This is a genomic window from Coraliomargarita parva (assembly GCF_027257905.1).
In the GTDB taxonomy this organism is placed as follows: Bacteria; Verrucomicrobiota; Verrucomicrobiia; order Opitutales; family Coraliomargaritaceae; genus Coraliomargarita_A; species Coraliomargarita_A parva.
The window spans coordinates 519,802-534,497 of the sequence record NZ_JAPZEI010000002.1; the positions used below are offsets into that span (position 1 = coordinate 519,802).

Genomic DNA, 14,696 nt, shown 5'->3' on the forward strand with positions numbered 1-14,696 from the left:
GCGGCGCTTCTGCTTGAATACGTCCCCTAACCCCTAACCCCTAACCCCTAACCCCTAAAAAAGAAATATGAAATCATTGTTGAAACGGTTCTCTGCGAGCTGGGCATGCCTCTTGTTGCTGTGTGCTACGGCGTCGATAACGCTAGCGTCGGAAGTGTCTGTGTCGGGTCCGGAAAAGGCATGCGCAGGCCAAACGGTCACAGTCACGGCCCATTATGATTCGCCGGCGGACGATACTATTCTACGGACTATTGTTCGAAGGGTGTCGGATGGAGTCTATATGGGCTACGTTGATACGGAGGTCAGTGAGGGGGGAGGTACCGTGGAGGTCGACTGGACCGTGCCGACCACTGTCGAGAATGGTGTCGAATACGACTGGCTTGTTTATTTAACCCCTGATGGCTGGAGTAATCGATACGTATCGACCGGATGGACTGAGGGCTTTTCAATTGTCAATGTAAGCGTCCGTGGCCCTGAGGAGGCCTTTGCCGGACAGAAGATCGACGTGGACTTCGATTATGACTCGCCGGAAAGCGGCATGATCTTAAGGACGATCATTAAGCGGGTATCGGATGGCGTCTATATCGATTACGTGGATACGGTTGTCGATGCCGGCTACGGCAACCTTCATATGGAGTATACGCTTCCGGCTTCAGTTGATGTAGGGGAGAGCTATGCGTGGCTTGCCTATTTAACGCCTGATAGTTGGAGTAATCGATACGCATCGACTGGATGGACGGAGCCGGTGGAAATTGTCGATCTGATGACTTATCCGGCTCCCCTCGGCGCTCCGGTGACAGAGGACTATACGCTGTCAGCGAACGGAGTGCCGGTCGATATCTATGCGGGAGCCGATTATAACGGCTACAAGTACGGATTCTGTCAGTTCGATTTCACCGGGGACGTGAACATCGTCATCACCGCGACCGGTGGAATCTCCAATCCGGTTGTGCTGCCGGCTTCCTTGGGAATCACGCCGGTTGTGGATGGAGATACGATTAGCTTCGATGTCAGTAATGCCGGCCAAATCACGGTTTTGCCGGATGGTTCCAGCACTGACGACGCATTGCATCTCTTTGCGAACGATCCGGACTTGAATCCTCCCAACCCCAACGATGCGAATGTCCTTTACATGGGGCCGGGGATGTATGGTTCAGTCGGGCGAATCGACCTTGCGGATGACGAGACGCTTTACTTGGCTGGTGGCGCATTTTTGCAGGCCGGAATCACGATGTTTGGGTGTGAAAATAGCAGGATTGCCGGACGGGGCATCCTCGATGGTTCATGTTACTCAAAGGGAGCTGGACCGACCTCATACCCCATCCACATCTCTGATAGTACGGATTGTACGATTGAGGGCATTACCCTGAGGTTTGCATGGGGATGGACGATCGTTACCTGGAGTTCGGACGGGTTGGTTTTTTCGAATCTAAAGATCTGTAATGGTCATATGGCAAATGACGACGGCATCGATATGATCAACGGCACGACGAACCAGACGATCGAAAATTGTTTTATCCGAACCGACGACGATTGCATCGCGTTTAAAGGAATGAGTGACGGCCGGAGCAACTTGGATGGCATTGAGATCAGTTCCTGCGTCTTCTGGGGAGATCGGGCCCGTATTTTCTTACTGGGGCATGAGACACGGGCTAACTATATCATGAATATAACGGTGGCCGATTGTGACATCATCCATTACAACGAAGACAGTTCGGTCTTTCTCATTGAACCGGGTGAGCAGGGGACGATCGGGCCGAATGTGCTTTTCGAAGACATACGTGCGATCGGTAATCCCGACAACACTTCAAGTTTTATCCAGGTGCAGCCCACGATCAACCATTGGATGACTGTGCAGTTGCCCGGCTATGTCGATGGTGTGAGCTTTAAGGATATTACCTGCTTGGGTGAGCACGGCGGGCAGTATATCAAGCTTTCCGGTTGGAATTCGACTTACGTGGCACAAAATGTTTCCTTTGAGAACATCGTTGTTAACGATAGCGTTCTAACGAGCACGGAGCCTCTGATCGAAGTGGGGCCCTATACCCCGAATTTCAGTTTTTATCCCTATGATGGTGTGCCGAATTCAGGTACTTACTATCGTATCCGGAATCGTTTGTTGGACCAATACATGTATATCGACTACTATGGTGATATGGATGTCACCGCATATGGAAATGTGACTGATGATGATCTGTCTTCCCATTGGAAGTTTGTCGAGTACGATGGATATACGCGGATTATTAATCGCCTAACGGAGCGTACCTTGAATCTGGAAAGCCGCTATGAGGGAGAATCGATAGATTATGTGGAAAGTACCTCGATTAAAAGCGCTGCCTGGACTTCGCACTGGGAGCTGGAGGATTATGACGGTGTCTATACGCGTATTCGAAATCGTTGGGCTTCCACGTCACGTATGCATGTGTCGGACCAACTTGGCTATGTGCAATGTGACACGATCGATTCCAGTGATACCAGCAGTCATTGGGTGATAGAGTCCGTGGAAGAGTAAAAGGAGGCAAATATTTAAAACATGAGACAGAGGCTCGGCAACTTGGAGTTTTCTGACAACAGCGCATAGGTTCCACGCACGAAGCGCGATAAGCGCGAAGATGGCCTGCTGGACTTCGTGGCCCCGATGGCCGACTAGTCGGTGTCTTCCAGGAGCTTTTCCAGTTCGGCCATCACCGTGCGTGGTCCGATGTATTTGCCGGCGCTGTCATAGCTGTCGAGCAGCTTGTTGCCCGCGGCATCGGTGACGATTAAATTCGGAATGCCGCCCCCATTGCGTTGGACGATGTCCTTGTTTTCTCCGTAATGAAAGGCAGGCCAATCCATATCATATTTATCCATATATTCAGCCATGAGCTCTTCGCTTTTATCGCTGCTGATAAAGATTAATTCAAAGGCCGCTCCTTTGCGTTTTTGTTTTTTATAAAAATCGACCAAATCAGGCGTGAACGCGCGACAGGGTGGACACCATTGGGCGGATCGATAAAAGGCAAAATACTTTGGTCGAGCACTCGACTCGGGCTCAAAGTCGACCAGTCGGCTTCCCTTTGAAATAACGAGATCGCTATAAACCCGCTTGGCAAATTCAGTGCTTGGTCTGAAGGTCGCATCAGAGGCTGCCGTCCCCACGTCTTGCGAGGCTAGCCATTCTCGGGCAAACTGCTGATCGGAAGGCTTCAGGTCTTCTAGAGGGAAATCGATCACCCGGCCCTCACGATTCTCTAGTTTGACCGTAGTGCTTTCCACTTGAATCAATTTGGCTTCAAAATACCCGCCGCCGATCATGTTCCATGTGCGAAACCCTTCGGCGAACAAAACAAATGGTGTCAGGGATAATAGTAGCAATTGGTAGAAGAGTCGCATGGTCGGTTGCTTCAGTTGCGTGAGTTACTTGTTTCTGTCGGAGCTGTATTGCGTTGTTGCTCGTATAAAGCGATATTTGGAGACGATGAAACTACAATATAAAAGTAACGTCATAATCATCGGTAAGTATTCATGAAGCGATGCCACCGCTTAATTCTGGTTGCATCCGTAGTCGCGGCAGGCTTTACGCCGGGATGTGCTTAGCCACGGATGTAAGCAGATGTGCTCGAATGGGCCTTTTAATTGAAACGCGTTTTTGGGGATGACTCCATTACTTCCTGGCGATCGCGATCCAGAGCATTTAAAATGATATCTGCTATATCGAGTGGGGCACCGTTGAGTTCGATGCTCCGCAGAGTATCCTCTATATAACTAACCCAATTCTGTTTAGACGTGTTGGATGCGTCCATCGTATAGTGCTGGAAGAGAGCATCAATCTTCAGGGTATTGTCACCTAGGCTTTTGAGCAGAGCAGTCCGCATTATTTTGACCTCTTTATGATCATGGTACCATTCCGCATAAGTTACTAAATGGCAGTGTTTTCAGTCAGAGGATGTCTCACCGCTGGAAACTACGCCTATGTCATCGTTTCGGCTTATACGTTTGATTCTTTTCAGGCCTTTTGAGTTGCTCAATTATTTGGAATTGGTTCTATCCTTATACGGATGAAGTTGCTTCCCCCAACGAAGGGGACTCTCGCGATCGTCCTACCATTTTCAACATCCTCGGTCAGGATCACGTCGTCCGTAGTCCATTCAACCAAGTCCTTACTGGTCTCGACGATATACATAACGTCTTCAGCCATTGAGTAGAAGTAGATCTCCAAATCCTCTCCATTGCTTGGAGGGCTCAGAGAATACGCTTCGCCGGTGCCGCTGGGATCCAAGTTGAACGCATACCTGAGAATCAGCGGCGAACCTGAGTCGTCTTGAGAATTCCAAAGATCCAGACCACTAGACAAGCCATAGAATTCGCGCCATGAAGATTGGTCGTGAGAGACTGCCTTTATCCTGTAGCGAAGCCAAGCGGAACCTTCGAAACCTGATGCTCCATAGTAATGCTTCACAATTCGACTATCTTCAAAGAAAGAAGAACTCGCATTCGGGGGTGCATCGCCCCTAAAGAGGATTTCCATCAACTTGGAGGTCGATGAAAAGGCATAATTCCCGATCGTGTCGATCCCGCGGCCTATACTGGCAGCCCTTAATCCAGTGCAAAGATCGAAGGCATAACTTCCAATCTCGGTGACCGTGTCCGGAACATCGATAAAAGCGAGTTTAGGACAATCCTTAAAAGCATAGGAACCGATCCGCAAAAGACCTTCAGGCAGGAACACATACTGTAGTTCATTGCTGTCCTCAAAGGCATTATCGGCGATTCCAGATACTTTAAGTCCATTGATCTCCGATGGGATAGCCAACCAACCGGTATGACCCAAGAACCCGGCAATTTCGAGATCCCCTTCCGGCACGTAAGTGCCGTCGGATATCCTGTAGAAGATTCCGTCGCTGTAGCCGTTTATGAGCACCTTGCTGACACTGCCAAATATTTCAAGATTTTGGGATAGGTCCGTTCCCTCCAACACCCAGATTCGGCAGTTCGCAGGGGTTTGATACATGCTATTTGAACCCCAGGTAAGGGGCCCTTCTGCTTCAAACAGGACAGCAGCCAGATTATTGCAGTAGCTAAAGGTGTTATCCGCAAAGGAAACGTCGCTGGCGCCAACGTATACGGAACGCAAGGTGGAGCAATCGTAAAAAGCACGGTCTCCGACAGACTCAAGATTGCCCGGTAGGCGCACATGCACCAGCGAATCGCAGCCGTAGAAAGCCAGTTCTCCAATTGCTTTCAAATTTTCGGGCAGCACCAAATCATTCAGCCGCTCACATTCGTAAAAAGCACTATCACCTATATGCTCGATTTCTGAGGGCAAGGCAATCGAGAGCAACTCGCTATTCCTGTAAAATGCCTGACTCGCGATCGAGGTTACCGGAAAGCCATTGATATAGGAGGGAATCTCGACTACGCCGGCATCATCGGCCAAGCCTGTGATTTCCACGGCATCACTAATTAACCGGTAATAAAGATTACCCAGCACGCCACTGGCTCCGCCAACTGGCATCCCGTTCCAAGTCGGCATGGTAAAGCCCGTACTTGCGGCATCATAAAAGACCATGGGCGCTTCACTATATCCCGGAAAAACCTGTGAGCCGTAATTAAGCGGTGCATCTCCCTGGAAATAGATGGAACTCAAGCCTACACAGCCATCAAAGGCATAATTGCCGAAAGTTGTCACCCCTTCCGGAAAGACCAGCGACGAGAGGCCCACACAGCCCTGAAAGGCATAGGAACCTATCATTGTCAGTCCATCGGGGAAGCTGATTTCCTCGAGTGCTATGCAGTTGGCAAATGCGTAATCGCCGATACCGGTGACACTTGGATGAAACTGAATCGATTGCAAAGCGGAACAATCCTGAAACATCGTGGCAGGCACATCCGAGAGCCCAGCGGGTACCTCAAAGGCAGTCAAACTCTTACTGCCCCTGAAAATGCCAAGTCCAAAAGTATTCACTGAATCCGGCAGACTGATCGTCACGATGGAATTACAGTGCTCGAATGCATAGTCACCAATAGAATGAATTCCATCATGCAAGGAATTGATATTTAACTGGGTGCAACCTGAAAAGGCCCCGGCTCCAATGGTGGTGACCGTCGTAGGCATGGTAATTGATTCAAGAGCCGAACATGCACTGAAGGTTCCTTCTCCAATCACAGCCAACCCATCCGGAAGTGCAAAGCTCTGCAATTGAGTGCAGCCGGCAAACGCGTATTCGCCGACGTGCGACACGCTATCTGGAAGCGTCAGCGAGGTGAGGGACTGCCGACCCATAAAAGCAGCTGGAGCGACCTGGGTAATTGGCACAGTATTGAAATGTGCAGGTACCGAAAACACGCTGTCATTGCCTGCATAATTCCGGACGGTAGCTTCCGTGCCGTCGTTTAGGATGAGCATGTCTTGATCATCGGCATAAGCCTGAATCGCTTGTGCCGGAAGTCCCTGCCAAGTCGGCGAGGAAAAACCGGTAGCGCCGGGTAAATGAAAAAAGGAGAAATAACGCCCCGCACCAGCAAAACTATCGCTCCCGATCTGACCCGGTGCATTTCCCTTAAACACGATTGTATTGAGAGAATAGCAATAAAGGAAGGCCGCATCACCGATCTCCGAGACTGGGGCCGGAATCACCACGTGCCGAAGCTCGGTGCACAGGTAAAATGCCCGGACTCCGATAGATTGTAAAGTGGATGGTAGCTGGACTTTTTCCAAAGCGGAGCAGCCTCGGAAGGTTTCAGCGTCCAGCATCTCAACTCCCTCGGGTATCTCGATCCTGGCAAGGCGCGTGCAGTCACGGAAGGCACTTGAAGAAATAGTCCGAACCGAACCTGGGATCTGAATATTGGAAAGATTCTCACAGCCACGCAGAGCATGACTCCCAATCGTTAGCAATCCCTCGGGGAGTGCGATCTCAGTCAAACTTTTGCAGAGATAAAAGGTGGCGTCATGAAGCGTCTCCAAACCGTCCGGTAGTTGCACCCGGACCAAGGAATCACAACGCTCAAAGGTATGACGGCCAATCGTAACGACCGAGTGCGGGATAATGATCTCCGATAAGTTCTCACAAGAATAGAATGCGTATTCACCGATGCTCACGAGGGTGTCGGGCAACTGAATTGAGACAATATCGGCATTCGATTCAAAAGCATTATCGATGATCTTTGTCACCGGCAGACCATCTATCGAAGATGGAATGATTATCTCGGGAGTATTTCCCCCGGCGCCGACAATATAAATTTCGTCCCCGGTATTAATGTAAAAGAGATCGCTGCCGCTCTCATAGCCCGAATAGTTCTTGGGTTTATAAAACGAAAACGGAGAGACGTAGTCTTCGGGAACGTTGGTATGGTAAATCTGAAAGCTAAAGGTGCCGGTAATGCCACTATTCGAAAAATCATCCGGCAACACCCCGTCGAAAATTACATTTTTTAGCCCGGAGACGGTATTGAAAGCTCTGCTTTCGATGCGGGAAATCGAGGACGGAATAATAACAGTCTCAATTCTTTTATAGTAAAAGAGGTCCGCTCCCAATGTCGTCACAGGTATACCGTTGATCTGGGAAGGAATGGTAAGTTCTCCATCTGTCCACCAGTTACTAAAGCCCACAATAGATAGACCGTTTACATCACCGATGTAGTGCAAACCGTCGAGAAAACCATATTCAGTGAAGATTTGCAGACTCAGCGAAGTCCAGGGAGCGACATCAAATCCCGAGGCACTCGGACTGTGGTAGTATTTCGTAATCGGATATCCACCCAAAGCGTCAACACCTAGTGCCGGTGCATCACCGAGAAAAATCACCGCATCGAGATCGCTACTGAAATTGAAGGCACCGTCACCAATCGAAGCCAGATTCTCACCCAGAACAAGGGTCTCCAGTCGGAAACAATTTCGAAACGATTCAATGCCAATCGATTCAACCGAGGCGGGAAACTCGACATAGGTCAGTTTATCCGCATTTGAAAACGCTCGGTCGCCTATCGTCTGAACGCCTTCACCGAAATCGATCATCTGCAGCGAAGAATTGTAAAAGGCATCGACCTCGATTTCAGTTAGCGTGTCGGGCAGTTCGATGTATTGTAGCTGACTTGTGTTGATAAAGGCGGCCGGTCCGATCGTGGTAACAGGGAACGATAAAAACTGATCCGGAATAACCACTGTCTCGTAACTGTCGTCGGAGGCCACAATCATGATCTCCACGCCAAGGTTGACATAGAAAAAACCGTCCCCCTGTCCGACTCCCTCGATCACGACCTTGGCGCACGGGTTGTATTTGTAATGATCAAAACCCGAAACACCTTCCAAGTGATAGATCGTGATGGTATCGGGGGTATTTAGGAATCCGGAATAGCCTAAGGGGGTCGGCGCCTGTGCCCCCGAATAAACAATGGCTGTAAGACTCGTGCAGTAACTAAATGCATCGACTTCCAGTTCAGTCAGATTGCCGTCGAACTCCACCCACCTCAGGTTGGCACAGTTTCGAAATACCCGGTTTGCAATGCGATCCACATCGCCGAGAAATTGCACCCAGCGCAACGCGCATCCGGAAAAGGATTCACCTTCCAACCGCTCCAGGCTCTCGGGAAAAATCATCGTTTCGATCGGACAAGCACTGAATGCGGAAATTCCGATGACCTGAATCCCCTCGGCGAACTCCACGTCGCTCAATGACAGGCATCCGTAGAACGCTCTCTTCCCAATCTCGGTCAATGAACTCGGAAAATTGATATCAGTCAGGGCCAGGCATTGCACGAAAGCTTCTTCGGGAATGGCCTGTATCCCCTCCGGAAGGTTGATCGCTTCTAGCGAGTCACAATACCGGAACGCCATCAGGCCAATTTCCCGAATGCTTCCGGGCAATTGTATTGAACGTAGTTTTTTGTGTTCCGCAAAGGCCCCGCGGGCTATGCTACGCACCGGCAAACCTTCGATGTATTCCGGAATGACCAATTCCTCGATCTCTACGGAACACCCTGTGATCTCTATTTCACTCCCTTTATTCACGTAAAAGAGGCTATTGTAAGTGCCAGCGGACGCAATTGCTTGGCTGTCGTAATTGTCATGTCTGGGCGCGGTGAAGTCTCTGGCGTCTTCATAAAAATAGAGTGTGGTGCGGATTTCAAAATTTTCGGAGCCCAACAAAACGGGCGCATCATCCTCGAAAACGCAGGCGGTCAGATTAGAGCTCAGGTAAAAAACGCGCTCATCGATCATCACATTGGCACCCTCAATAAATACGGTGGTCAGATTGCCACATTCGGAAAAGGCGTAGGGCTCGATTAGTTTGACCGACTTGGGGATTCTCACCGATGAGATCTCCTTGTTGCTGAAGAAGGCAAAGGCTCCGATTTTGGTAACCGGTAAATCAAAAAGGGAATCCGGAATCGTCAGGATGGAATCCGTCCCCGAATAAGCGATCAGATAGACCTCATCTTCAAGGACAACGCAAGTAAACCCATTCGCGGTTTTCCATTCCTGGATCGGTGTGCTGTTATAGGCCTGCCAAGGCATATTGGCATAGGCGAGGAAACCGGATTGGTTGGCATCGTAGAAAAGATTCGGCTGACCAGAGTAGCGGGAGAAGAGAGAAGCTCCCACGTAGCTGGGCACTGGCCCCGCCATGATGACCCCGGCAAGCCGATCGCAACTATGGAACGCACCGGTAGCGAGATGGTCCACTCTCTCAGGAATCACGACAACCGAAAGGCTGCTGCAGAGTGCGAACGCATACTCGTCAATACGCTCAAGGTTGGATCCCAGGTCAATGGAACGAAGATTTTTACATGAGCTGAAAGCTTCTTTGCCAATTCCAGTTACATGCGCGGGGATAGACAGTTTGGTGAGGTTTGAACAACCACTATAAGCATATGCGGGGATAACTCTGATCTTTACTGGAACCTGAAAGTCCGAAATAGCAGTTCCGGCCAGAACGTAATCGCCCATGGATTCGAGTCCTTCCGGCAGGGGGATGCTGCTCAGATTCTGGCAGTAACGAAAGGCGGCGGAGCCGATGGTTCGGAGACTGGAAGGAAGTGACAGTTGGGTGAGCCCCTCGCAATCATAGAAGGCTCGGTCTCCAATCTCGTTAAGATTTCTGGAAAGTTGAACCGAAGCCAGATCCTGACACCGATAAAAGGCATCGTCTTTGATAACAATAACCGAGTCGGGGAGCACAAGGGATTCGATCGTTTTGTCCTTGAAGGCCGCCTCGCCAATGTGCTTCACCGGCAAACCTTCGATCGAGATCGGGATGACTAAGTCGCCGTAATCATCGACCCCCGTGTTCTCGGCTATTTCGATATAAGACCCTCTATTGTAAAAAGCCAAATTCCCGAAGTATTTGAGAGTTTCCGCACGCGCGTTAACAAGTAGGGCAAGGCAGGGGAGAATGAATGCCGCCTGCCGCTGAAGGCAGGCTATTGATCTGAGTAACATGGTAAGCAGGAAAGTTTGAATTCAAGATGTCGAATGGTATAGTCTAAGTTGCCTAATCTATCCTTTGCTAAAGACTTATTCTAAATGAAATTCCAGCAGAAGTTTACGCAGCTTGTTGCGCAGGGTGGCTTCAGCGATTTGAGGTGGAGAATTAAAGGATTCGTAGAGGGCCATGTTCGGAGTTAGCAATGGCCATTGCCATAAGCGAATCGGGCTTCATCTTGATGAATCGTATCGATCCTCTCTTGGCCAGGGACGGAAAGGTTTGCGGTTGCCCCCTTTTAGCTCTTCGGCGGGCAGGGTTCTGTGTTTGACCCAATTGCTTCGGTTCTTTGTATATCGAAACGTGCGTTTGCTATTTGTCCTGCTTTGCTTGATTGGCGCCGTATCCTCGGCCTGCTCTGATTCGCTCCAATTCTATGGACTCATCGAAGGAGAAACCTATGTGGTCAAGCTTCGGGAACGTCTTGTATTTCTTCGGCTTGGTTCCGGGGAGGGACAAGGCATTAATGGTTCAGAGCAATATGTCGAGTTGCGCACATATTCGGAGTCTGAAGGTTTGACGGATGTCAAGGTGGAGAAGATGACGGTCGCATACCACTCTCCACTGAATTTCTTTAAAACAACTGGGCCTGTGTTTCTTGCACCACGGAATTGGTTCTCAATGTCATACAATAACCGAACACCGAAAAACCCAGCTTATCTCTCGCTTGTGTTTAATCCGGACTCCAAGGTTGAATACCTGTCTCCATTCGCGATTTCAATTACAGACGTAGACGGAGCTGCGCTGAAAGAGGGCATACGTTTTCGTTCAGTTGGCTTTCATCCCCACTTGAGGTTGTGGTGCTCGACGGATGGGCGACTTTTAGAGGGGCGCTTTATTCAGCAAGATAACGGACATGTTCGTATTGACGGGCTAGAGGGCGAGAAGTGGCTGTTTCCTGTTGATCGATTGTCCACTGCTGACTTGGAATTTCTGCGTGTCGTCGAGTTGGATCCTGATTATGATATGCGCAACCAAGCGTCTGTTATGTCGCGGTTGCAGGAAGGCGTAGAGTGATCTTTATATTTTGCGTTTGCCCCCCGTTTAGGCCTCTGTGACCGGGGGTTGGAGCATTTTATCTTCTACGATTGAACACTTTGTTGTCCTAGCGGAGTACGGCGATGATTTCGACCGGTGCGACGAGGCCGGATGTAATGTTCTCGATCATGTTATTCACCTTATGTGCGGTGGTTGTCTGCATGATCGTATGCAGGCTCAGTGGTGGTGGACTGTTTTTGGTGGCGGGTTGAGCGCGCAGCTTCTCGAAGAACTGCAAAGCAAACTCCTGCCGATTATTCACGATCTCGATGTCGAAGCCCGCTTTTTCCAGTGCTTCAGTGTAGTCTTCAATCGTCCCCAGGCTGCTGGTACTGGAATCAGTCGCCCAAGGCACCGGGTAGCTGAGCTCACCAGCCGCATGTCGCATCACGTCGTACACTCCGAAGTTTGAACCTGGTCTGAGCAGTCGACGGATCTCTTTAAAGAGGGTTGCCTTGTCTGCAATGTTCATGCCGACATGTAACATGTAAGCACCGTCAAAAGACGCATCTTTAAAGGGAGTCGCCAGTGCGCTACCGACATGTAGTCGAATCTTCGAATCCATGTTCAGCCAAGCGCAGAGTGTCTCGCCGGTGACGACAAATTCTTCGGTTAAATCAATTCCGGTGATCCGGCTATGACACAGGTTGTGGACATAGCGTGCCGTGCCGCCGATCCCGCAGCCCACATCGAGTAAATGGTCCTGCTCGCTAAACCTTAGTTGCTTGAATAGGTGTTCCGTTGCCTGACGTCCACCTATGTGAAATTCGTCCATCGGTGCGAGGTCTTCGATCGTAAGGGTTTCCGGGGTTTTGCCGAGATGGGGCAATGCGGCTTCGATTGCTTGCAGCAACTTGCCGTGAGAGTAGTGGTTTTGTATGGCTTTGTTGGTGTTCATGGTCGTTTGGATTTTGGCTCCGGCTTCATCCAGTACCTGCCTCAGTATAGAGCGGTGACATTGGTTTTCATTCTGTTGTCGCAGCAATCGACCGGAAAGTCGGTGCGATGCGATAAGGCTGCCAGTAAACTGATCTCATTTCTAGTAGTGGGTGTGGGCCATTTCGGGTGCTGGAATAGGGGGGCTTCTAAAAGATTGCAAGTTGTAGAACTTATGCCAACCATGCGGCGTACTAATATGAGAAGGTTTAGGAATTTATCTAGTTTTGCCCTATTGGGCTGGGTCTTTGCTTCATCGGCCAGTGGTTCAATCAATGTAAGTTACCTTTTAAATCCAGGCGGTTCGGGGTCTGTATATTATACAGGTCTGGTCGATTACTCGCGCGATGTCGGGGGAACTTCTCAAACCTGGTGGCTATTTGAGAATAACCAGATCGCGAGCGATCTGAATGGTGGCCCCGGAAACCGGGTTTCGATTACCGGCCTGGCGCCGGGGACGACCATTACCAGTATTGAGACTTGGGGCACGTCCGGTAGCGTGGTGGCGATTGCAGACAATGGTACGTCTTATCTTTTAAATTCAGGCGGCGTGGCCTCCGGATATTATGCGGGTCTGGTCGATTACTCGCGCGATGTCGGGGGAACTTCTCAAACCTGGTGGCTATTTGAGAATAACCAGATCGCGAGCGATCTGAATGGTGGCCCCGGAAACCGGATTTCGATTACCGGCCTGGCGCCGGGGACGACGATTACCAGTATTGAGACTTGGGGCACGTCCGGTAGCGTGGTGGCGATTGCAGACAATGGTACGTCTTATCTTTTAAATTCAGGCGGCGTGGCCTCCGGATATTATGCGGGTCTGGTCGATTATTCGCGCGATGTCGGGGGAACTTTTCAAACCTGGTGGCTATTTGAGAATAACCAGATCGCGAGCGATCTGAATGGTGGCCCCGGAAACCGGATTTCGATTGCCGGTTTGGCGCCGGGGACGACCATTACCAGTATTGAGACTTGGGGAGCGTCCGGTAGTGTGGTGGCGCTGGGGACGGTTATACCGGAGTTTGCTTCGAGCGGAATGGTCTTGGGGCTCTGTTCTCTACTTGTAGTCTCTCGCCGATGTCGGGCGAAAAAAAGGTCAAACCCGACTGAACTGGGGCACTAACTTAAGCCTGTGACGTAGTCGCACGGCTAAAGCGGCGCAATTACGTCTATCCACCTTAAGTCCGTGTTTGCCCCTTAGGCCTTTTCCCTCTTCTATGTTCCCGATTTCAGAATCATGCGACAGGCAACTGATTCATGATTGCAGCAGGGCGTGAGAAAGCGACTCGGAGGCCTCTCACAGCGGCGAGACTGGGGATTCATGGGAGGACCCCATTTCGGACGGCTGTTTACCTCCGTTTGGAATCCCCTCCAGAGGCGGGATGTTCATGATCTCTTTCATTACAGCCCGGTAGTCATCGCGGACCGTATTCTCCCGTTCGTAATCACCAATCAGGCAGACGGGTAAGCCTAATGTGACCGAGCGCGGCACGATGACTTCGTCGCGGATTTTGGTATTAAAAATGCGGGCGTCCTGAGCCACCACCCCCTTACCTTTGAATTGATTGATTCGAACCTGGACACGCATGATGGACGAACTGATATCCACCTTATTTTTAATCGAATTGAATATGACACCGCGCACCTGAGCTGCAGGGTCCATGCCCGCAACACGATAGGAGGCCGACGCCTCAAAAAAGAGCTTTAGCTTCTCAACCAATAAGGTGAAACCAATCAGGCTTAAGGCATCCGGATTCGAGGGAACAAAAATCTCATTACAGCTAAAAATACCGCAACTCGATGCCGATAGAATGTTCGGCGGACAATCAAAGAGGATGTAGTCGTAGTCATCCTCAATTTCGGCAATCTGTTCCTGAAACTGAACATAAGCGGGCAAGCCATTTGCGGGCTTATAATCTTCCTCCAAATCAATCAAACTGAAAGTCGTGGGCAAAAGGTCCAAACCAGGCAGTTGCTTGCCCGACTCCTTGTTGCGGACCACGTCGCGCACAATACAGTCACTCAATCGAGCGACACCCGGCTCAAAGGTTGAATAGATGTGCCCCTCATTCTTTTCGACCAAGGGGTTCCAACGTTCAAAGCGAAGCAGCCATAAGCTGGAATTCGACTGCACGTCCAGATCCACAATGAGCACTCGCTGGCCGACTTCTGCCAGGGAAGCTCCCACATTCACAATCAGCGAGGTTTTGCCAACACCTCCCTTATAATTAATAAAGCTTAGCTTACGTGCCATTA

7 protein-coding genes are annotated in these 14,696 nt (G+C 50.2%); 3 read left to right on the top strand and 4 right to left on the bottom strand.

Annotated elements, in window-relative coordinates:
- The first annotated feature begins 280 nt into the window (after positions 1 to 280).
- On the top strand, positions 281 to 2,512 hold the full coding sequence (locus O2597_RS04540) for a glycosyl hydrolase family 28 protein (RefSeq protein ID WP_269523009.1): 2,232 nt from the start codon (positions 281 to 283) through the stop codon (positions 2,510 to 2,512).
- A gap of 134 nt (positions 2,513 to 2,646) precedes the next feature.
- On the opposite strand, the gene O2597_RS04545 is transcribed toward O2597_RS04540, so the two are convergent.
- On the bottom strand, positions 2,647 to 3,375 hold the full coding sequence (locus O2597_RS04545; protein ID WP_269523010.1) for a thioredoxin-like domain-containing protein: 729 nt from the start codon (positions 3,373 to 3,375) through the stop codon (positions 2,647 to 2,649).
- Positions 3,376 to 4,006: 631 nt separating this feature from the next.
- Positions 4,007 to 10,423 (bottom strand): leucine-rich repeat domain-containing protein, encoded by a 6,417-nt coding sequence (locus O2597_RS04550; RefSeq protein WP_269523011.1) that lies wholly within the window; start codon positions 10,421 to 10,423, stop codon positions 4,007 to 4,009.
- Positions 10,424 to 10,769: 346 nt separating this feature from the next.
- Between O2597_RS04550 and O2597_RS04555 the strand changes: the two genes are divergently transcribed.
- Positions 10,770 to 11,483 carry a hypothetical protein gene (locus O2597_RS04555; RefSeq protein ID WP_269523012.1) on the top strand — a complete coding sequence of 238 codons (714 nt, stop codon included), beginning with the start codon at positions 10,770 to 10,772 and terminating at the stop codon, positions 11,481 to 11,483.
- Between the two features lie 88 nt (positions 11,484 to 11,571).
- Here O2597_RS04555 and O2597_RS04560 read toward each other — a convergent pair whose 3' ends face one another.
- The gene (locus O2597_RS04560; RefSeq protein WP_269523013.1) at positions 11,572 to 12,402 is read right to left on the bottom strand and encodes a class I SAM-dependent methyltransferase; all 831 of its coding nucleotides are present in this window, start codon (positions 12,400 to 12,402) and stop codon (positions 11,572 to 11,574) included.
- Between the two features lie 237 nt (positions 12,403 to 12,639).
- On the opposite strand from O2597_RS04560, the gene O2597_RS04565 reads away from it, so the two are divergent.
- Positions 12,640 to 13,563, top strand: coding sequence for a hypothetical protein (locus O2597_RS04565; protein WP_269523014.1), 924 nt, complete (start codon positions 12,640 to 12,642; stop codon positions 13,561 to 13,563).
- A gap of 174 nt (positions 13,564 to 13,737) precedes the next feature.
- Here O2597_RS04565 and O2597_RS04570 read toward each other — a convergent pair whose 3' ends face one another.
- Positions 13,738 to 14,694 carry a ParA family protein gene (locus O2597_RS04570; RefSeq protein ID WP_269523015.1) on the bottom strand — a complete coding sequence of 319 codons (957 nt, stop codon included), beginning with the start codon at positions 14,692 to 14,694 and terminating at the stop codon, positions 13,738 to 13,740.
- Positions 14,695 to 14,696: the final 2 nt, after the last annotated feature.